We start from the raw sequence: 20,307 nt of genomic DNA on the forward strand, positions 1-20,307 counted from the left end.
TCGGAGAGAGGTTCCGACGTGTCCAAGCGTAGGCGTCGGGCCGCTGCTGCGCGGCCCAGGTGTCCTCAGTGCAACAAGCCGTTCGATCCGCGCAAGGCGCACGACGGGGTGTGCGGGCTGTGCGCCGGCCAGCTCGTCCTGCCACTGCCTGCGGTGCGCGGTCCGGGCGGCCGCTTCGTATCGCTGCGAGGTGCCCGATGATGCGCCGGCCTCGCGGTGAGGTGGTGCTGACCTCGGCCGGTGACCTGGTGGTGATGCGGCCAAAGCGGTTCGAGCTGCCCTGGTGGGCGGTTGTACTCGGTCTGATCGGCCGGTGGAGCTGGCGGCTGACGTGGTGGTGCTTGCGGCATCCGATCACGACCACGCTCGCGGTTGTCGCGGTATGGCTGTACGCCGAGTTCGGTTGGGCCGGCGTCGTCGTGCCGCTCGCGCTGGCGGCCATGTTGGCGGGCGTCTGGCGGTGGCGGCACGCGGCGTCCTGGTGGGCGTGGTGCGGCGGGCCGCTGCTCGGCGCGTTCCGGCAGGTCTTCGTCTACCGACGAACATGGCGCGAGGCGATGACCCTCTGCGGCCTGTCCCGGAAGTACGAGCACCAGATCGTGCTGCCCAAGCTGCTCTCGGTCCGCTGCGACGAGGCGCTGGACGTGCTCGCGATCCGCATGGTGCGCGGGCAGAACCCGCTCGACTTCCAGAAGGCGACGGCCAATCTGGCGTACGCGTTCGGTCGCCGGCACGCCCGGGTCTACTCCGAACGGCCAGACGACCCGCCAGCTCGCGACGGCCGGCTGGCGTGGGCGCTGCGGCTCGTCGACCGGGTGCGGTACCGCGACCGGCCCACCGTCGTCTACGTGGTGCTGGTCCGCACGGACGCGCTCCGCAAGCTGGTCAAGCCGTTCCCCGTGGCGGAGCTGCCGGACTTCACCAAGCTGCCGCTGGCGATGCGGGAAGACCTGCGCACGTGGCACCTCCACTTGCTCGCAACGCACGTCCTGATCGGCGGCGCTACCCGGCGTGGCAAGGGTTCCGTGCTCTGGTCCCTCGTCCGCGCGCTGGCCGGCGGCATCTCCTCCGGGCTGGTGCGGCTGTGGGTGATCGACCCGAAGGGCGGCATGGAGTTCGCCATGGGCAGGCCGCTGTTCGCCCGGTTCGCTTGCAAGTCGTTCGAGGCGATGGCAGACCTGCTCGACGAGGCAGTGACCGTGATGCGCGAACGGCAGGGCCGGCTGGCCGGACACGTACGGGTTCACACCCCCACGACCAGCGACCCGCTGATCGTCGTGGTCATCGACGAGATGGCGGCGCTGACCGCATACCTCCAGGACGGGGAGCTACGTAAGCGCATCGCCGGCTCGCTCGGCCTGCTGCTCTCACAAGGTGCCGGCGTCGGCGTGCTCGTCGTGGCCGCGTTGCAGGACCCACGCAAGGAAGTCCTGCCGTTCCGCGACCTGTTCCCCACCCGGATCGCGCTCGGCCTGACCGAAGAGTCCCAAGTGGACATGGTCCTCGGCGACGGCGCCCGGGATCGCGGTGCACTGGCCGACCAGATGCCGCGTTGGGCCAAGGGCGTGGGCTACGTAATCCTCGACGGCACGCCAGAACCAATGCGGGTCCGGTTCTCCTACATCAGCGACGACGACATCCGCCAACTCGCGACGACCCATCCCGCGCCGGCCGACGCGGCGGACATCCTCGCCCAGGTACGCCGCGAGACCGCACCGGAGCCGGTCCGGCCGCCCGTCCAACGGCGAACGTCCGGACCGCTGCTGCCTGACTCACTGCTCAACATCCTCGACCAAGACAACCGCGACAACGGCGGTGCGTCATGACCGGTCGACGCTTCTACCGCCTGCGCGCGCCCAACGCGACCGGCTCAGACACCGCCGTTTCTGTGCGGGTCGACGACGAGCGGCCCGACCCGTTCCCGCTCTACCTCGCGGTCGGCGGCGGCCGGCGCCGGATGTACCTCACGCCCGACGAGGCGTGGGCGCTCTGGCGCTGCCTCTCCGAAGCGGTCGCCTCCCTCGGCGACCCACCAGACCACATCCGCACCACCGTCCGTCCCTCACGGAGGTGACCGCAGTGAAGCTGCCCCGATTCAAGCGGCGTCCGTTGCACATCAAGCTCACCGCATCACAGGCAAAGGCCGCGACGACGCTGCACGCCCTGGCCGGACTGATCGCTCGCTACTCCAACTTGGACGGTCGCCGCATCCGCATCGACCTCACGATCCGCAACGAGGGAGACAACCGATGAGCCGCACGCCTCGACAGTCCAACCACGACGGTACGTGGCGTCGGCGCCGGATCTGGTCGACCTGGCGGCCATCGGGTCTCGACGACGAGGCAGTGCAGCTCCTCGGCCGCGCGAACCGCCTCCATGCGGCGGCACGCGCCGAGGACACCGACACCGACCCAGACGTCTGGGGGTGGGGCGCATGAACGTCTGCACGCTTCTCACCCGCGACATGCCGGCCTGCGATCGGCCCGCCCTGGTCCAGGTCGAGGACGTCACAGGCGACCGAGGCTGGGGATGCCCGATGCACGCCAGGGAGGCGCTTCACGGCATCCAAGGCGCCCGGGTCGTCCAGGACCTGCAAACGGAGGGCTCCCGATGACCCGCGTCCGGCTTGAGGCGGGCGCCAGGCTCGTGATCCTGCTTGCCATCGGTGGGATGGCCGGCGCGGCGGCGTTCACCCACGTGCACGACCTCACCGTGGCGCATGGACAGCCGGACTGGATCGGCTGGGCCAACGCCGTGGCCATCGAGCTGATGGCCATCTACCTCGGTCTGGAGATCCGCGCCCGGCGTCGCGCCGGCCGACCGGTCGGCCTGGTCGGCGTGCTCCTGGTCGGCTTCGCGATCCTCTCGCTGGCCGCCCAGGTCGCCGAAGCGGAACGGTCGGTGTGGGGCTGGATCGTGGCGGCCGTGCCGTCACTGGCGTTCCTCGCGCTGGTCAAGGTCGTCCTGTCCAGCGCTCCAGCGGTAGCCGAGCCGGCACCGGTCGACCTGGTGCCCGTCAGCGAGCCGACGCCTGCCCGGCCCGCATCCTCTGCCGTGCTGCCCGCGCTCGGCGTCGTCCACCCTGCTCGCTCCAACGGTGTCGAGGTGGCACGGTGACCGCGCCGACCCTCGACCAGCCGCGACCGGGCTCCCGGGCCGCCCGGATGGCGCTGCCACGCTCCGTCGAAGTGCTCCGGGACATCGCGGGCGAGTACGGCGTCTGCATCCATCCGATCTCGATGCGCCGCACCGACCTCGACACAGGCCGCACCGAAGTCATCGACCTGCCCTGCGGCGCGACCCGCGAGGACAAGTGCCCACCATGCGCCAAGCGCAACCGGCGCCTCCGACAGGCCCAGATCCGCGAGGGCTGGCACCGGTCCGACGAGCCGCTGCCCGGCCCGGAGCCAGCCACCGAGGAACAGAAGGCGCTCGTCGTCCTGCGAGCGCACTACGAGTTCGAACGCGACGACGCGGCGCGCCGCTCGATGTGGGACCAGGTCGCCGACCTCGATGAGGCGATCCGCGAGATAGAAGAGGCCATCGCCGCGGAGGGTCTGCGTGGCCGGGTCGCTCCTCCGCACGCCAAACCGGACGACGAGGACGACGACCACGACGACGGCAAGCGACGCATCCGGTCCACACGGCGGCGGCAGGACGCGCCGGAGCTGCCCCGGCGTAAGGTCGACCGGCGCACGGTCGGGAAGACCTACACGGCGCCGGATGGCTCCACCTACCAACCGTCGATGTGGCTCACGCTCACCCTCGACTCGTACGGGCCAGTGCTCGGCGACGGAACCCCGGTCGACCCGGACCGGTACGACTACCGCCGGGCAGCTTGGGACGCCGTGCACTTCCCCCGGCTGCTCGACCGGTTCTGGCAGAACCTGCGCCGCTGTGAGGGATGGAACGTCCAGTACGCGGGCTGTGTCGAGCCACAGCGCCGGCTCGCCCCGCACGCGCACTTCGCGATCCGCGGCACTATCCCCCGCGCGGTGCTGCGTCAGGTCGCGGCGGCCACCTATCACCAGGTGTGGTGGCCGGCTGTGGACGTCCAGCGGTACACCCGCGACCGGCCTCCGGTCTGGGACGAGCACGCGGCGGCCTGGGTCGACCCGGACACCCGCGCTCCGCTGGCCACCTGGGCGGAAGCGCTCGACGCTATCGACCAGGACCCGGACGCCGAACCCGTGCACGTGGTCCGCTTCGGCGCCCAGGTCGACGCGCGCGGTGTCATGCCCGGCACCGACGACGCGGAACGCACGATCCGCTACATCACGAAGTACATCACCAAGCAGACCGGCGACTGCCACAAGACAGAAACCGAGCGCCAGCGACGGCACCTCGACCGGCTCTGGCACCAACTCCAGGTCACACCCTGCACCGACCGATGCGCCAACTGGCTGCTCTACGGCATCCAACCCAAGAAGGCACACGCCAAGCTCAAGCCGGGCCGCTGCAAGGGCAAAGTCCACCAGCAAGCCACCCTCGGCATCGGCGGCCGGCGCATCCTCGTCTCACGCGACTGGTCCGGCAAGACCCTCGCCGACCACAAGTACGACACGCGGGCCTGGGTCCGTGCCCTCCTCGGCGTCACCACCGACCTCGCCTGCGCCGACGCGGCCGACCAGACCCAGGACCGGCGGCACGCCTGGGAACTGGCACGCCCGGACGACCCGGACGTACCGCCGCTGGCCCATCGACTCCTGCGCTCCATATCCGAACGCGCCCGATGGCGCGCACAACTCCTCGCAGCCAAGGACCGGGCCGCCCAGGGACCGCCCGATCTTTCGGCAACCGGCAACCACTCGGCGACTCATGGGGAGGAGTGACCACTGTGGACGACAGCTTGATGACCGTGCCAGAGGTTCTGGCCGCGCTCAACAACGTCTCTCGCCGGACGTTCTACCGCTGGCGCGAGATCGGCGTGGCTCCGGAGTGCGTGCGGCTCCCGAACGGCGAGCTGCGGGTGTGGCGTAGCGACCTGCGCGCTTGGCTTGAGCGGCAGCGCGAGGCGGCAGCGTGAAGTCTCGCGATGTCCGTATCCGGAAGATCCAGGTCAACGCGCTGGCCAACAGGAAGAAGTCGTACACGGTGCGATGGGTCGTCGCCGCCGACCCGAAGTCACGGACGTTCACGACTCGCGCCTTGGCAGATCACTTCCGCTCGGACCTGATGCAGGCGGCGAACCGGGGCGAGTCGTTCGACACCGAGACGGGGCTGCCCGATTCGATGGTTCAGCCTGAGGAGGCGGTTACCTGGTTCGCCTTCGTTCTGCGCTACATCGACATGAAGTGGCCCGGTGCGGCGGCGAAGTCTCGGGACAGCATGACGGACGCGTTGGCGACCGTGACGCCGACTCTGGTCCGTGCGGCACCTGGCGCCCCAGACGTCGCGATCCTGCGTCGAGCACTACGCGAGTACGCCCTTCCTCCGGCTGCTCGGCAACTCGACCGCCCGCCGGACATCGCGGCGGCCCTGCGCTGGCTAGAGAGGGCTTCCCTTCCTCTGCCTGACCTGACGGACGCCGCGGTGATCCGGCCTGCGCTGGACGCACTCGGGCTCACCCTTGAGGGTCGCAAGGCGGCGGCCACCACGACCAGGCGCAAGCGGTCGGTCTTCTACAACGTGCTTCAGTACGCCGTGGAGCTGGAGCTGCTGGACTACAACCCGGTGGACAAGCTCCGCGTGCGATCGAACCGGCGGAAGGTCACCCATGAGGTAGACCGGCGGGTCGTCGCGAGTACGAGGCAGGTGCGCGAGTTGCTCGCGGCGGTGACCTACGTCGGTCGGCGAGGTAGGAACGGGCGGCGCGGTGAACGCCTATACGCGTTCTTCGCCTGTCTCTACCTCGCGGCTCTCCGTCCCGCCGAAGCGCTGGGTCTTCGGCAACGCGACTGCTACCTACCGGACGAGGGTTGGGGCCTCCTCACGGTCGAGAAGTCTCGGCCGGCGGCCGGCAAGCGCTACACCGACAGCGGCGAGGTCCACGACGACCGAGGACTGAAGCACCGGGGCGAGACGGAGACCCGTTCAGTGCCCATCCCTCCAGAGCTGGTGGCGATCCTCCGCGAGCACATCGAGCGCTTCGGCGTCGCGGATGACGGTCGGCTGTTCCGCAGCGATAAGGGGAACGTCGTGGCGGCATCCACGTACTCGCGCGTGTGGGACGAGGCGCGAGCGTTGGGCCTGCCACCGGACCGGGCTCAGTCGCCGCTCGCCGGCCGACCGTACGACCTCCGCCACGCGGGTGTTTCGCTGTGGCTGAACGCTGGCGTCCCGGCGCCCGATGTGGCCGAGCGGGCAGGGCACTCTGTCGATGTGCTGCTCAGGGTGTACGCGAAGTGCATCGACGGCAACCAGGAGATCATGAACGCCCGGATCGAAGCGGCCCTCGCGGCGATGGATGGCGGACATGCTTCCTGACCTGGGAAAACTCAGCCAAGATCATTGCACGTATTTTGCAGGACGGGCGACAAACGGCCGCCGAGGGCGGCATATGGCTGCCTATGGCGACCGATCGACCGACTCAAGTAAGGCCAGCTCAGAGGCCGTTTGGTGAGATCAAAGTAGGTGCCCCCGGCAAGATTCGAACTTGCGACACACGGTTTAGGAAACCGTTGCTCTATCCCCTGAGCTACGAGGGCGCGGCACCCCAGGGTACCTGCCAGCGGTTGCTGGTGGTCGCCGGGGAGCGCCGATGGCCGCCGACCGTCCCAACGCCGACCGGCGGAGCACAAACCGATCGCACAGCCCGGCGTGATCTTGCCTGGCGCCGGTCGTCGCCGATCGTCACCGACGGCCGCCGGACGGCGTTGATCTCCATTGCTGCCACATCGGAGCACACATGCAAAACCGCAGCTTCCCGACGGCCGGTAGCCAACCCCAGCGACTTCAAGATCTACTCCAGCGACAGCGCCGGCAACCCCGACGCAACGCAAGGACGCGGCCGAGTCGATCACCGTCCGGCGACACTCACTTCGCCGCCTTACGCCACCGCCATGCTGACCACCGCAACAGGCCCGCCCGGCCCCGGGCGAAACGCCAGCTCTCGTTCCTACCTCGAGACCACCACGAGAGACGAAGGCCGGCTGGGGCGACATGACAGCACTGGGGCTGTTGCCATCAATGTCCTGACTGGACGCTGGGGCGAGCCGTCGCACCGTTGAGATCCGGCGGTACGGTGGGGCGCATTGGCTCGACTGGTTGATGCGAGGGCGGACGTGGCTTCGAAGTCTGAGATCGCAAAAGAGCAGGAGTTTTTTGATCGCGCTGACAAGGCGCGTGAAAAGTCCCGCGCCGTTATCGCTGGCGCGGCGGCCGCGGCGGCGCATGCTGCCGCGGCCGCGCACATGCGACAGTTCGCCAAGGGGCAAAGCAAGGCGCTCGGCTCAGCCGAGACCGCTGTCGCAGTGGGACGCATGGACGACGACGAGGATCAGCTTTACGTGGGCCGAGAGTTGATCCGCGATGACGACGGCGAAGTGATCGTGGTCAGCTGGCACGCACCCGCCGCCGAACGGTTCTATAAGGCCAGCCACCGCGAGCCACACGGATTGACCCGCAAGCGGACGTTTCAGTGCACGGGCAACCTCATCGATGACTTCACCGAGATTGTCTTCGCGCAGATCGCCGGTGCTCTGGCCGGCCCTGACGCCGGTCTGCTGCGGGAACTCGCCCGCGGTCGTACGGGCACGATGCGCGACATCGTCGCGACGATCCAGGCGGCACAGTTCGAGCTGATCCGTGCACCGCTGGAACACCTGTTGGTGATCGAGGGTGGGCCGGGGACTGGCAAGACCGCTGTGGCCCTGCATCGCGTGGCGTGGTTGCTTTTCAACCATCGAGATCGATTCAGAAACACCGATGTGTTGATCGTCGGCCCGCACCCGACGTTCACCCGGTACATCAGTACGGTGCTGCCGAGCCTGGGCGAAGACGACGTCGCCCAACTGGACATCACCAAACTGGCGCCGCCGCTCAAGCTCGGCCGACCGGAACCCCCGGAAGTCGGCCGGCTCAAGGGCCAGGCACGGATGGCCGGCCTGCTCGCCCGCGCCCTGAACGCTCGCATCGGCGTGCCCGAGCCGGCCGAGCGGCTACAGGTCGACGGCCGCTTCGTCACGGTCCCCGGCACCGAAATCCGAGATGTCATCGAAACGTTGAAGACCGATGACAGCCCCTACACGCGCCGCCGCGCCCGGCTGCGCGAGGCGGTGACACAGATGGTGGAAAGGCGCGGCGTCAATCCGTCTGGCACCCGCCAACCCGCCCTGGAAAACCTGGTCGACCGCCTGTGGCCGCAGTTGACCGCAGCGACGTTGCTGCGCGATCTTTTCAGCTCGCGGGAACGACTGCTGGTAGCGGCTGGCGACGAGTTCACCGCGTCGGAGATCCTGTACCTGCGCCGGCGCGGCGCGGACCGGCTGACCGAGGAGATCTGGAGCCGCGACGACCTGCCGCTGCTCGACGAGGCCGACTTCCTGATCAACGGGCAGCCGCAGACCCGATACGCGCACATCGTGGTCGACGAGGCACAGGATCTGTCGCCGATGCAGTTGCGTTCGATCGCGCGCCGGTCCGCGTCCGGCTCGCTCACCATCCTCGGCGACCTGGCCCAGTCAACCGGCAAATGGGCCTGCGACACCTGGGACGACGTGACCTCACACCTGCCGGCGACGCTACCCCGAGAGATCAAGACACTTCGGTACGGCTACCGGGTGCCCAGCCAGGTGTACCGGTTCGCAGCCAACCTCCTGCCGTTGGCATCCCCGGCCACCATCCCGCCCGAGGTGGTCCGCGACGGACCGGCAGAGCCTGGGATCTTCCGCGTCGATCCGGCCGAGCGCGCCGGGCGTGCCGTGGCCCAGGCCGTCGCCCATGCCAACGATGGGCGATTCGTCGGCATCATCTGTCCCAGCACGTTGCGTACCGACGTGGAAGCGGCGCTGGCGGCCAACGGAGTCGGCTGGAGCAGCGCCGACCGTGGCGAACTGGGCAACGCGATCAACCTGATCAGCCCGCAGGAATCCAAAGGGCTGGAGTTCGACGCGGTCGTGGTGATCGAGCCAGAGGACATAGTGGCCGGTGACGAGCGCGGCCACCGCCTGCTGTACGTGGCGCTGACCCGCACGGTCGGCTACCTCGACATTGTCTGTGCCGGCGAGCCCTTGCCGCTGCGTTCCGTCCATATCCCGCCCCGCACCGCCGACGAGGTCACCGCACCGGTGCCCGCTCTCGATCCGACCCGGCTCGCCTGGCTCGCCAAGGACATCGGCGCCCGACTGCGCCGGCACAGCCCACCCGAACAGTGGGAAGAGGTGCTCCGCGAAGCGGCCCGCTTGTTGGCTCCCCGAGGCTGACCGGTCGGGTCGCCCTCTCCTCAGCGGCGGCCCAGAATCGCGTCGGTGGTGAGCCGGGAACCGACCTTCTGCGCCACAATGAGGTCGCGTATCTGCGTCATGTTCTGCTTGGTCGTGATCTTGACGTTGAGCTCCTTGGCCAGGAGCACCAACTGCGACTTATTGAGCTTGAGGTCATCGAGGTACCGGGTCGCCGACTGGCGGTCGTCGAGGTTCCGCAGGTCGGCGGCGACCTGGTCGGCTGGCAACGGCAAAACGGCCGACGCCGCCGCCTTCTTGACGCCGCCCCCGCTCACGCGCGCGCCCTTCAGCACGACCTCCAGCCGGGCCTCGCCGGCGACCAATGCGTCGTACTGCTCCTGCGACAGCTTCTTCAGAAACTCTCCGACCCGCTGGAGCATGTCGTACGTACGATCGACTGGCTCGGTCAAGGCGCGCTCCTCAGATCCTCGTCCTGGCGATGAACTCGCTGGTCAGCTGCTTCAGGTCGTACTCGACGTTCTTCGTCGCGTGGGCCGCCAACACGGCCGGGATGCCCAACTCCCCAGTATCGGCGAAGACGCTCTTGCTCTCGCGCACGGTCTGGCGAAACACCGGTACCCCGGCCTCGATGGCGCGATCGATGTAGTTTCCGATCTTGGTCATCAGATTCGACCCAGCGTACTGGATCATGGTAAACACGACGCCGAGGACCTCTGGGTTAATGCACGCCTCAGGCGCGGGCCCGGCGACGCCGTTGTACTGCTCGACCAGTTGGGTCAGGCGACGCCGCAGGTAGTCGATCCCCAGGGTCGAAAGATAGTCGGCCTTCGCCGGAACCAGGATGTGTTGGCTCGCCACGACCGCGGTCCTGGTAACCATGTTGAAGTTGGGCGGGCAGTCGATCAGGATCATGTCGTAGCCCGCGAACTCCTCTTCGCCCAGAGCGTCGGCGAGCAGCCTGTGGACCGTGACGTAGTCGGGGTTGAAGGTCTGGTACCGGGAGCCGCCAAGCCCGGCGGCAAGATCGAGCTCCACGTCGACAAGACCGAGGTCCGAAGCGATCAGGTCAAGCTGGCCGCCCCGTGAGCGCACCAGCGCATTCACCCTCGGCGGCGTCGTCACGAGATCCCCAAGCGATTTGGTCGACGACGACCAATTGAACGAGTCATACCAGTGCAAGACCGTCTTCGACGGCCTCAGCTGGGTATCCCATTCATCAGCCGTGTAGAACGAGAACGTCAGACTCGCCTGCGGGTCCAAATCGATCAAGAGCACCCGACGGCCCCGGTACGCCAGATCGGCACCAAGATTCGCCGTCACAGTGGTCTTACCAACTCCGCCCTTGTAGTTCAGAACCGATACGACCGTCACCCCATACGCTCCCAGCACTACGCGATTGGCGTCCGGCTGGCAGCCTGTCATAAAGGCCCGCCCGACAACACCACCGATCGCGCCAGACATCGTGATCGGCTCGGAGTTCGAGAGGAGCTCGGGAAGGACGAACTCCACCGGCCTCGGTATCCGCTTGAGTTACGACATCCGGTAGGCGCGGACCTGGGGCGCCGCGGCACGGGCAGGTGGTTGCTGGCGGATGGGCCGTTGGGACGATGACATCAAATCCACCGGCGTGATCTGATCCCGGAGACTTTCCGACGGGCTTCACATACGGGGACGGCGATGCGTGCACCTTTTCGGGCTGGTATCACTGGGGTCGCGCTGGTCTGTGGCGCTGTGCTAGGTGTCGCGGGCCCCGCCCGAGCCGCCGACGAAACGATCCTGTACGTCCAGAGGACGTCAGCCGCTTGCACCGATAGCGGGCCAGGCACGACGGCGCAGCCGTCCTGCACGATCGGTGCGGCCGCCGCGGCCGTCAGCGCCGGGCAGACGGTCGTGATCGGCGCGGGCAACTATCCGGAACGGATCACCGTCGCCAAGTCCGGCACGCCGGACCAGCCGATCACCTTCCGGTCCGTATCGACAACCACCGGCAGGAGCCGTGGAAGGCGCCGCTTCCCCAGTTCATCGAGGATCTGTACGCCAAGCGGTTCGGCCGCGAGCGGCCCGACGTCATCAACACCATCGAGGAAATCGCCCGCGCCGCGAAACGTCACCGCGCCGACCGAGCAGCGCATCGCGCGTCACAAGCGCCACCGGCATAACCCGGGCGCGTTTCTGGGCCTCGTCACGGCGGGCGGAAAAACGCCGCTGCGGAAGCTCCAACTCGCGCTGGCAGACTGCCTGTCATGGAGAACGAGCCGACCTGGATTGTCTTGCTCCGTGACGTGTCACACGCGGTGCGTGTCGAAGGTGAGTCACACCTGGTGGCCAGCCTGGTACTGGACGCCGACACCGGCGTGGCCAGGGGAATGTGCGTCGACCGGACCGACGTAAAGGCGTGCGCCCAGGCGATGCGGACCGCGCTGACCCAACCGGCCGGTGGTCTGCCGCCGCAGCGACCGGCCCGGGTGCTGTGCGGAATCGGTCACCACGAACCTGTGGCCGCCCAACTGGCCGTCGTGCTCGGCGACGGCCCGCTGCCCGAGGTGACCGAGGTGGTCAGCGTCGAAGCCGAAGACATCCTCGACTCATTCGTCGGGCACATGGCCGGCCGGGCACAACCTCGCCAGTTCGCGACCGCAGCTGATTGGGCGATCCTCGTCGAGCACGCCGACACCTACCGGCGGGCGGCGCCGTGGCGGCGCTGGACCGACCAAGACCACCTCGACCTGGCAGTCCGCGTCGACGGCATCTCCGCCCGGTACGTCACGATCGTGATCGGCGCCGAGGGTGTCCAACACGGCCTGGTCCTATATCCGGGCGAGGCGCTGCCGGACGAGTTTGCTGGCTGGCGACCGGGCGCGCCGATCCTGGCACCGGCTGGAAGCATCCTGTTCTACCTCGACCCGCCGGCCGAAGCGCCGCCGGAGTTTGTGGCGAAAGCAGCCCGGTACGGCTGGCCCGCCGACGCCGATCTCACTCCGGTATGGCTGACCACCGGACCGCACGGCACGGCCGACCTCGACCGCACCGCCGTGCAGCGGCTCACCGTGGCCATCGCCGCCGTCCTGACGCACGACCGCCCGCCCGGCGGCAGCGGCCCGACCATCGGCACCTGCACCCTCGCCGCCGGCGAACAGGCCGAATACACCCTCCACCCGCCGCGCTGAAGCCCGACAACGAACAGCAGGCGGTTCTCCGACGTGGGTCGGCGGAAAGCCGCTGGGTCAGGGCACGCTGCCCGCTCGGCGGGGGGTGACTACAGTCTTGCCATGCGTTCGCCCGCGATCTTCCCGCGTGACCGGTTCGCGAATCTTCTGGGTGAGGCCGCGGCTACGGGCTCGTTCAGTGCCCGACGTACCGCCCGCCCCGACGACCTGCGGCTGGAGGTTAGCGGCGTCGGCCCGATCGCGCTGCCTGTTTCGGTCCGGCAGGCGAAACAGCTGTGCCTGATGGGTCGGCCGGCCCGGTTCGGTCAGGGCGAGCAGACGCTGCTGGACGCGCGGGTCCGCGACACGTGGGAGATCCCGAAGAGCCGCATAAAGATCGACAAGCGGCAGTGGAACGCCACGTTGCGGCCCGTCCTCGACCGTCTGCGCGCCGATCTCGGGCTGCCGAAGGGATGCGAGCTGACAGCGGAGTTCCACTCGATGCTGGTCTACGCACCGGGCCAGTTCTTCGCCCCGCACCAGGACTCCGAAAAGGCTGACACCATGATCGGAACCATGGTCGTCACGCTTCCGTCCGCGTCCACGGGCGGCGTACTCGTGGTCGAACACGCCGGCCAGACCGCGGCCTACCGGTCCTCGAAGGAATCGCTGTCGTTCGTGGCCTTCTACGCCGACTGCCGCCACCATGTCCGGCCGGTCACGTCGGGCTACCGGGTCGTGCTGACCTACAACCTGCTGCTCAAAGGCGACACGGTCGCCGCGGCCTCGGACCGGGCAGACCCGGACCGGGCCGCCGAACTGGCCGGCTGCCTCAACGACCACTTCGGTGATTCTGACGAACCCGCGCGCCTGGTCTACCTACTCGACCACGAGTACACCCAACGTGCGCTGAGCTGGGGCCGCCTCAAGGGAGATGACGCCAGCCGCGCCGCACTTGTACGGGCCGCGGCCCGCGAGGCGGACTGCGAGGTCGCCCTGGCCCTGGCGGAGGTACACGAGACCTGGAGCACCGAGGACGCCGAGCCGTGGGGGTACGGCGGCCGGCACGGCGGGTACTGGGACGACGACCAGGAAGACGACGAGGAGGACGGGTCCGGCGAGGACGGCTATGAGCTGCAGGAGCTCATCGAATCGACGACCAGCCTCGACTGCTGGCTGGACGAGTCGGGTGAGGCTACGCCCACCACTCTGACCGTCTTCGACGACGAGGTGTGCGCGACCACCCCCACGGCGGACCTGTCGCCACACGATTCGTCGTACGAGGGCTACATGGGCAACTACGGCAACACCTTGGACCGCTGGTACCGCAGGGCAGCGATCGTGGTGTGGCCCCGCCGGTGGTCCTACGCGATCCGTGCTCAGGCCTCACCCGGCTGGGCCCTGGACCGGCTCGCCGATCTGATCCAGGCCGGTGACGTGGCCGGCGCCCGGGACGCGGCCACCACGCTCGGCTCCTTCTGGAGCGCAGCCGTGGGAGTGAACGGCCAGCACCTGTTCGGCAAGGCGCTCACGGTCGCCCAGGGCTTGGACGAGCCGGGCATCGCCACCGTGCTGCTCGCCCCGTTCCAGATCGAGATGCTGGACCACACCCATACGGCGGCGCTGGTCCAACTCGCGGCGCACTACGGCCAGTCCTGGACCCGCGAGTCGATCGAGGGCTGGTTCGGCCGGGATCGGCCGACGCACATGTCATGGCAGACACAGCGGGCGAGCTGGCTGGAGTCGTTCCCGGCCGTCTGCGAAGCCTTGCGCGAGGGACACGAGGCCGGCGTGATGGTGGGCTGGCTGCTGTCCGCCGCGGCTTGGACCCCGCTGCGGGACTCGGTGGCCGAGCTGTCGCGGCTCCCTACACCGAGCCACCGGCACACGGCGCTGGCCGAACTCGGGCCGGCCGTCGCCGGTCTGCTGGCCAGTACGGCGATCCTCGCGGCGGCGGACCTGCGCGACGAGATAGTCGCCTTCCTGTGCGCGGACAATGACGATCGGGTCGGGTGCGCGATGTCCGCGCTGCGCGCCGCCCACAAGAACAGGCGCGATATGCATCGCGAGGCGGGACTCGACATCGTTTCCCGCCACTGCGCCGCGCGGCTTGCGACTCGGCTGTCCCAGCCGGCCCGGTCCGCCGACGACTGGTCGATCGAGTTGCCGCAGGGATGCCACTGCGAACTGTGCCAGACCCTGGACGCGTTCCTTGCCGACAAGGCACGGCGCTCGTTCGAGTGGCCGCTGGCAGAACAACGGCGCAGGCACGTCCACAGCAGGATCGACCAGGCGGAACTGGCGGTGCACCACCAAACCCGACGCAGCGGGCGACCCTACACCCTGGTCCTGACCAAGACGGAGGCGCTGTTCGTACGCGAGCGGGAGGCACGCCGACGCGACCAGACGGACCTTGCCTGGCTCGGCCAGACCTTCAACATGCGGTGACTATTAAGGGGCGGCTGCCTGGGTAGGATGCCGCGGTGCCCGTCTCTCGTAAGCGGAAGAAGAAGTCCCAGTCCGGCCGCAAGTCCCAGCGCCAGCCGGTGGCCCCTCCGCAGAGCAGGGCCTCCCTGGCCAACGCCTTCAGCGAGCTGTTCGAGTACCGTCGCCAGCTCGGCGAGCATCGCGCCGCGCTGGCCGGGACCGAAGCCCGGTCGATGATCGATGCCTTGGTCGCAAATGCTCCACAATGGTCGGACGAGGACCTCGAGGACCACTTGTGCGTCCGCTACGGCGCGGCCATGGCCCAGTACGACGCCGGCGCCGTGGAGGACGTGGTCAACCCGGACGACCTCGTCCGCGCGCTGCTGGCGGCGATCGACGAGCGGCTCCACCAGGCGGGCACCGACGTCGCTATTCTCCACCGGCTGCTGACGGTCGTCGCTGGTGTGCTGCCTCCGCCGCTGAGCGAGTCCGCCCGCACTCTGGTCGCCAAGCACCTCGGCACCCAGGCTGCCAGGCAGGTCTCGCGTGGGCGGGCTGTGACCGGGCCGGTGCTGTGGGCGCACGATGTCTACGGCACGCGCTGGGCGGTGGTCGCACCGTTCAGCTCGGTGGACGGCCCGGACCGGTGGTACCTGTGGGACGTGGACACCTGCGGCTACGAGATCGTCACCGTGCACAGCGGCTTCCACCCGACCGCCGAGTCCGCGCTGACGGCTTGGCGCGAGTCGGTCGGTAACGCCGCGACCGGCGCGGCCATGACCGTGGTGGACGACGCGGAAACGCTCGGCGCCCTTCTACCCAGCCAGTTCGAAGAGCTCCGGATCGGAGGGGAGGACCAGGACCAGTACGCCGAGTTCATGCGCAGCCGCCGGCTCGGCCGCACCGCCCGGGACGCGGTCGGCAAGACCCGCGGGCGACCTTCCGTACGGCTGACCGCTGACGAGGCCAGGCAACGGTTCGCCCAGCGGCTACGCCAACTCGGCCACCACGACGGATCGACCGACGAAGGCCCGGCCGGTGCTGACGACCTCGCCGCGGAGCTGGCCGACTCCTGGCCCCCGCGCGATCACCCCACGCTGTATCCGCTCTGCTCGCCGCACAAGGTCGCGGTGGCGGTGCTCCACCTGCGCGACTTCTACAAAGACGACTTCGCCGCCGAACTCGTCGCCGTGCTGCCCGAATGGATCCGCCTCCTCGCCGAACAGACCGGGATGGCGGCGGAATTGACCGAACGCTGCCTCGCATACGCCTCAGGCCAGCTTCAGTTCCCCGGGATCCTCGACGACCACGGCCGACCGAACCCCATGGCACGAGTAACCGAATAAGTGCCAGAACCGACGATGTCGACAGGTGACGTATTCGGCCGCAGCTCGACCCACCCGGCCGCTCATATGATATCGTGATATCACGTGCGGCCTTCGGAGGTACCCAATGCCCAACATCCTCATTCGCGACCTGAGCCAAGAAGCCGTCGACCGCATCGACGCCGCGGCCGCCAACCTCGGCCTGTCCCGCAACGAGTACCTGCGCCGCAAGTTCGAGGAAGGCACTGTCCCCACCGGCGGGCGGACGGTCACCGCCGAAGACTGGCAACGATCCGCCGAAGCCTTCGCCGACCTGGCCGACCCCACGGTGATGGACGCCGCATGGCGGTGACAAGCTGGCTGATCGACAAGTCCGCGTACATACGGCTCCAACTCGGCCAAGTGGCCAACCGCGACGAGTGGAACACGCGTATCAGCCGCAGACTCGTCCGCCTCTCCACGATCACCCGGCTCGAACTCGGCTACTCAGCACGCTCCGGAGAAACCGGGCGCCGACAGTTCGCTTCCCCACCGCTGTCCCTGATGCCGATAGAGCACCTGACACCTGCCATCGAGGACAGAGCCTTCCAGGTACAGATGCTCCTGGCCGACCGCGGCCAGCACCGCGCCCCGTCAATCCCCGACCTACTGATCGCAGCGACCGCTGAGAAGGCGGCACTGACCGTCCTCGCCGCCGACAAGGACTTCGACCTCATCGCCGCGATCACCGGCCAGCCCGTCGAAAGCCTGAATGGCTGAGCCGGGTGGGGCATGGCCAGACACGGCCTCGTCCCGGATGGCTGGACCGCACCGCCCTGCTACGGCGGCCACGGCATGCGAATCCGCCAAAAGATCGCCGCTCAAGGCACGGCAGGGCCGCCGGAGGCGTTCGCCCGACACAGGTCGCACCCATGAGTCTGCCCGCTCAGCTCCACCGCATCCGGCCACTCCCGCGTGACCCAGTTGCGGCTCGATGACGGGCAATGCGGCTCGACGTGTCGACCGTCAGGCGAGTGTGCCCCGCGGCGCGATCCAGGCGTGCGGTTGGCCGGTCGTGGCCGCGATGTGCTCGAAGTCGGCGTCGTAGTGGAGGACCACCGCGCCGTGGTGCTCTGCCACCGCGGCGGTCAACAGATCGATCACGCCGGCGGCTCGGTGGTGACCACGCGCGGCCATCCGGAGCTGGACATCGCGGGCCCGATCGGCGATCACCTCGCTGACCGGCAGCACGACGTAGAGAGCTCTGCGGCGCTCGGCGATCGCACGCACATCGGTGAGGTCGCGACCGGAGTAGCCAGCCTCCAGGTCAACCGTCACACAGGTCGCGGCGGCGCGGTCGACGATGAGGCCAGCGATGACATTGCGGATCGCCGGATGCCCGATCCTGGCATGCGCGGAGGTGTCGATGAGATAGAGCTGCCCCGGACCGACCGGAATCGTCACCGACGGGCCTGCCGCATGACCTCCGGATCGGCGATATCCGGACCCACACCCAGCGCGTACGGATCGTCGAGCAGCTGCTCGATGCGGCGGCGCCGGTTGGCCACGAACTCCAACGCGGCGTTGACGGTGTCCTTCTTCGTCGTGGTGCCCAGCTCCTTGGCGGCAAGCTCCAGCGCCTCGTCGTTCAAGTCGATCATCGTCTTCATGTATCTGATCCTACAGCCGCGCATATACGTGGAGCAACACATCGAACGTCGGCGACGTGACGCGACCGGCGCGCCAACCACCGAGCACACAACGACCACACATGGGCCCATCAGCGGGAACGAACGGAAAAAACCGCACGTCACGTGCCCGGGAAGGCCGCCGGAGCCGGGGTTTAGGAAACCGTTGCTCTATCCCCTGAGCTACGAGGGCGCGCGGCTCCAGGCTACCTGCCAGCGGTAGCCAACCAGCACCAGGCATCCCCAACAGCCCTCAACCAGCACGCCGCCAACAGCGGACCACACGTGGACCGCACGGAGATCTCCGCCGGGCCGGCTATCGACCCGTTCCCATCCATCCCCAACGGTTACCAAGGATGCCCAACGCATCTGCTCGCACATGGAGGGCTCACAAGATCTACAATATGTACATTAACCTATAGGTTAAAACGAGAATTTACCCCGCTCGTTCCCCACCTCAGCACGACCTGCCTGGCGCGGCCGGCGTTGGTGCGTCTGTCAATGCCAGCGTTGCATCAGGCGACGTGGTAGGTGCGGAATAGGTCCTCGAAAGCCCCGCAGCATCTCGCGGGCGGTCCGTTCCTCGTCCAGGTCTGCTGCGCCGAAGCGGAACACGTCGTAACGTGCGAGTTTGAGGTCCCGGTCCCCGCGCATGGTCGCGGCGTACAGGGCGGGTCCGCTCGTGTTGAGCGCCCTGGATCACCGTGCCGCACGAGTCGGACCAATCGCTCTGGGCATCCCCACCATCAGCGGCGGCACCCGACAGGCGTAGAGCGGATCCTGACGCCACGCGCCGTTGTGATCGATTCGATCATGCTGCTAACCTTTGCTGGCGCCCTCGATTTCATAAAGGAGGTGGGAACCGTGGCCACGATGACTGTCACGTGCTCCCACCCGGCTGCGAGGGCGTCGAGGATCTGAACGGGAGCACATTGCTACCCGGAAGGAACCCACATGACCGGCCTGGTCATCCGCCCCCTCACCGCGGGCGAGGAAGATCTCTTCGAATCCCTGCCCGATCCCGGGCTCGTCGGGTTTGCCGCGTTCGGTGATACCTACGCCGACATGGCCGCAGCCGGCCAGTACCGTCCTGAGTGGACTTGGGTTGCCCTGCGCGACGGCGTCGTGGTGGCTCGTGCCGCCTGGTGGGCCGGTCCCAAAGACGACAAACCGCTGGCCCTGGACTGGTTCGACTTCACGGACCATGACGCCGCAGTGCATTTGCTGCGCACGGCGCCGCTACACGCCGAGTACTCCTTGATGCTGCCCACCGGGTGGCGGGAGGATCCCGCGGTCCGGCAGCAGGCCCTGTCCCGCATCGACGCGGCCATGACCGTTGGTCTGTCACCGCTGGTCGAGCGTTATCGATACCGATGGACGCCGGACTGCGGAGTGCCCCAACGTCCGGCTCGCCTCGAATTTCGGCCCGAGCCCGATGACGCCGTGATCTTCGACGTCTTCCGCCGGATCCACCAGGGCAGTCTCGACGCCCACGCACGCCGCACCATCGCCAGGGCCGGGCTGGACGCGGCCGCCCAAGAAGCACTGGACTACCTACACTGGAAGCCGAGCCCACGCGAGTGGTGGCGCCTTGCCTACACCCCTGCCGGGGAACTGGTTGGCCTCAGCGTCCCCAGCCGCAACTACGGCGACCCGGTCATCGGCTACATCGGAGTCGCGCCCGAGCATCGCGGCCATGGATACGCCTACGACCTACTCGTCGAAGCCACACGCATGCTCGCCGACGAGGGCGCAGACCGCATCGTGGCCGCCACCGACCGGACCAACTTCCCGATGGCCGCCACCTTCGCCAAGGCCGGCTATCCGATCGCCCAGGAACGCATCGACCTGATCTGACAGGAAGACCGACCAGGCCACCACTGACGGGATATCGGAAGCGGCGTGGAGGGCAGGCCCAACTCGCCTCCACGCCCAACTCGATGTCAAGAAGCAAGCGCATCGCGACGCGGCCCACTACACGTCGGCCTATTCCCAGGTTCGGAATATCCCGGTACTACCGCTTAGCTACTCCTGACTACGACCGCTTACCTACCGCTACCACCCATCAGAGTGGACGAACTAGACATAGACGAACTTCGTGATTCGGAAAGGTACGTCGGCCGGACCCACAACCTTGTGGTGGTGCGGCGGCGGGAGCTGGCGCCGCTGCTCACCCGCTCCCCACAGCGACGCCGCGGCAGGATCGACCACCGTGGCCGCAGCCGCTGCCAGCGTCGTGGTCAGGCCAGTTCGACCGACCCGAGCCGCTGCCGTACGTCCAGTTCGAACCCACCGTCGTGATGGAGATCGGCGTCAACGGGGGCGTACGAGCACGGCCGCTCGCGGCATCGGGTACACGCCGCCCGGCCCCGGCTCGACATGTCCGTCTACGACGTGC

At 68.2% G+C, this 20,307-nt stretch carries 19 protein-coding genes and 1 tRNA gene; 14 read left to right on the forward strand and 6 right to left on the reverse strand.

The genetic code is table 11. The features are described from left to right. The first annotated feature begins 200 nt into the window (after nucleotides 1–200). The 7 genes from ACFFIA_RS02775 (at nucleotide 201) to ACFFIA_RS02805 (ending at nucleotide 6,426) form a co-directional block, all read left to right on the forward strand. Entirely contained in the window at nucleotides 201–1,826 is a 1,626-nt protein-coding gene (locus tag ACFFIA_RS02775; protein WP_377244727.1) for an FtsK/SpoIIIE domain-containing protein, read from the forward strand. Continuing rightward, nucleotides 1,823–2,074 carry a hypothetical protein gene (locus ACFFIA_RS02780; protein ID WP_377244730.1) on the forward strand — a complete coding sequence of 84 codons (252 nt, stop codon included), beginning with the start codon at nucleotides 1,823–1,825 and terminating at the stop codon, nucleotides 2,072–2,074. The genes ACFFIA_RS02775 and ACFFIA_RS02780 overlap by 4 nt, the downstream gene beginning before the upstream one ends. A 5-nt stretch (nucleotides 2,075–2,079) precedes the next feature. Further along, nucleotides 2,080–2,253 (forward strand): hypothetical protein, encoded by a 174-nt coding sequence (locus tag ACFFIA_RS02785; RefSeq protein WP_377244733.1) that lies wholly within the window; start codon nucleotides 2,080–2,082, stop codon nucleotides 2,251–2,253. A 357-nt stretch (nucleotides 2,254–2,610) separates the two neighbouring features. Continuing rightward, complete coding sequence (locus ACFFIA_RS02790) at nucleotides 2,611–3,117, forward strand: DUF2637 domain-containing protein (RefSeq protein WP_377244736.1); 507 nt, start codon at nucleotides 2,611–2,613, stop codon at nucleotides 3,115–3,117. Nucleotides 3,118–3,164: 47 nt separating this feature from the next. Further along, on the forward strand, nucleotides 3,165–4,832 hold the full coding sequence (locus tag ACFFIA_RS02795; protein WP_377245684.1) for a replication initiator: 1,668 nt from the start codon (nucleotides 3,165–3,167) through the stop codon (nucleotides 4,830–4,832). 5 nt (nucleotides 4,833–4,837) lie between these two features. Then, nucleotides 4,838–5,026, forward strand: coding sequence for a helix-turn-helix transcriptional regulator (locus ACFFIA_RS02800; protein WP_377244739.1), 189 nt, complete (start codon nucleotides 4,838–4,840; stop codon nucleotides 5,024–5,026). Further along, nucleotides 5,023–6,426 carry a tyrosine-type recombinase/integrase gene (locus ACFFIA_RS02805; protein WP_377244742.1) on the forward strand — a complete coding sequence of 468 codons (1,404 nt, stop codon included), beginning with the start codon at nucleotides 5,023–5,025 and terminating at the stop codon, nucleotides 6,424–6,426. The genes ACFFIA_RS02800 and ACFFIA_RS02805 overlap by 4 nt, the downstream gene beginning before the upstream one ends. A gap of 148 nt (nucleotides 6,427–6,574) precedes the next feature. Here the strand turns inward: ACFFIA_RS02805 and ACFFIA_RS02810 are convergent. After that, nucleotides 6,575–6,647: transfer RNA gene (locus ACFFIA_RS02810), tRNA-Arg, on the reverse strand. A 576-nt stretch (nucleotides 6,648–7,223) separates the two neighbouring features. On the opposite strand from ACFFIA_RS02810, the gene ACFFIA_RS02815 reads away from it, so the two are divergent. After that, nucleotides 7,224–9,362, forward strand: a complete 2,139-nt coding sequence (locus tag ACFFIA_RS02815) for a HelD family protein (protein WP_377244745.1) — start codon at nucleotides 7,224–7,226, stop codon at nucleotides 9,360–9,362. Between the two features lie 20 nt (nucleotides 9,363–9,382). On the opposite strand, the gene ACFFIA_RS02820 is transcribed toward ACFFIA_RS02815, so the two are convergent. The 3 genes from ACFFIA_RS02820 to ACFFIA_RS02830 form a co-directional block, all read right to left on the reverse strand. Beyond that, nucleotides 9,383–9,793 carry a hypothetical protein gene (locus ACFFIA_RS02820; protein WP_377244748.1) on the reverse strand — a complete coding sequence of 137 codons (411 nt, stop codon included), beginning with the start codon at nucleotides 9,791–9,793 and terminating at the stop codon, nucleotides 9,383–9,385. A 10-nt stretch (nucleotides 9,794–9,803) separates the two neighbouring features. Next, nucleotides 9,804–10,853 carry a ParA family protein gene (locus ACFFIA_RS02825; RefSeq protein ID WP_377244751.1) on the reverse strand — a complete coding sequence of 350 codons (1,050 nt, stop codon included), beginning with the start codon at nucleotides 10,851–10,853 and terminating at the stop codon, nucleotides 9,804–9,806. Nucleotides 10,854–11,251: 398 nt separating this feature from the next. After that, nucleotides 11,252–11,455, reverse strand: a complete 204-nt coding sequence (locus ACFFIA_RS02830; protein WP_377244754.1) for a hypothetical protein — start codon at nucleotides 11,453–11,455, stop codon at nucleotides 11,252–11,254. Nucleotides 11,456–11,665: 210 nt separating this feature from the next. On the opposite strand from ACFFIA_RS02830, the gene ACFFIA_RS02835 reads away from it, so the two are divergent. From ACFFIA_RS02835 to ACFFIA_RS02855, 5 genes are all read left to right on the forward strand, one after another. Beyond that, nucleotides 11,666–12,511 (forward strand): hypothetical protein, encoded by an 846-nt coding sequence (locus ACFFIA_RS02835; protein ID WP_377244757.1) that lies wholly within the window; start codon nucleotides 11,666–11,668, stop codon nucleotides 12,509–12,511. Between the two features lie 102 nt (nucleotides 12,512–12,613). Next, the gene (locus ACFFIA_RS02840; protein WP_377244760.1) at nucleotides 12,614–14,938 is read left to right on the forward strand and encodes a 2OG-Fe(II) oxygenase; all 2,325 of its coding nucleotides are present in this window, start codon (nucleotides 12,614–12,616) and stop codon (nucleotides 14,936–14,938) included. Between the two features lie 35 nt (nucleotides 14,939–14,973). Next, nucleotides 14,974–16,263 carry a hypothetical protein gene (locus ACFFIA_RS02845; protein WP_377244763.1) on the forward strand — a complete coding sequence of 430 codons (1,290 nt, stop codon included), beginning with the start codon at nucleotides 14,974–14,976 and terminating at the stop codon, nucleotides 16,261–16,263. A gap of 106 nt (nucleotides 16,264–16,369) precedes the next feature. After that, nucleotides 16,370–16,594, forward strand: a complete 225-nt coding sequence (vapB, locus tag ACFFIA_RS02850; protein WP_377244766.1) for a type II toxin-antitoxin system VapB family antitoxin — start codon at nucleotides 16,370–16,372, stop codon at nucleotides 16,592–16,594. Then, entirely contained in the window at nucleotides 16,585–17,001 is a 417-nt protein-coding gene (locus ACFFIA_RS02855) for a PIN domain nuclease (RefSeq protein WP_377244769.1), read from the forward strand. The genes vapB and ACFFIA_RS02855 overlap by 10 nt, the downstream gene beginning before the upstream one ends. A gap of 246 nt (nucleotides 17,002–17,247) precedes the next feature. On the opposite strand, the gene ACFFIA_RS02860 is transcribed toward ACFFIA_RS02855, so the two are convergent. Further along, nucleotides 17,248–17,685, reverse strand: a complete 438-nt coding sequence (locus ACFFIA_RS02860) for a PIN domain-containing protein (RefSeq protein ID WP_377244772.1) — start codon at nucleotides 17,683–17,685, stop codon at nucleotides 17,248–17,250. Then, nucleotides 17,682–17,891, reverse strand: a complete 210-nt coding sequence (locus tag ACFFIA_RS02865; protein WP_173158324.1) for a type II toxin-antitoxin system VapB family antitoxin — start codon at nucleotides 17,889–17,891, stop codon at nucleotides 17,682–17,684. Before ACFFIA_RS02865 ends, ACFFIA_RS02860 begins: the two co-directional genes overlap by 4 nt. Nucleotides 17,892–18,863: 972 nt before the next feature. Here ACFFIA_RS02865 and ACFFIA_RS02870 point away from each other — a divergent pair. Continuing rightward, a complete protein-coding gene (locus ACFFIA_RS02870; RefSeq protein WP_377244776.1) occupies nucleotides 18,864–19,766 on the forward strand; it encodes a GNAT family N-acetyltransferase in 903 nt (300 codons plus the stop codon). Nucleotides 19,767–20,307: the final 541 nt, after the last annotated feature.

The sequence above is a fragment of the Phytohabitans kaempferiae genome (assembly GCF_042433955.1).
Classification (GTDB): domain Bacteria; phylum Actinomycetota; class Actinomycetes; order Mycobacteriales; family Micromonosporaceae; genus Phytohabitans; species Phytohabitans kaempferiae.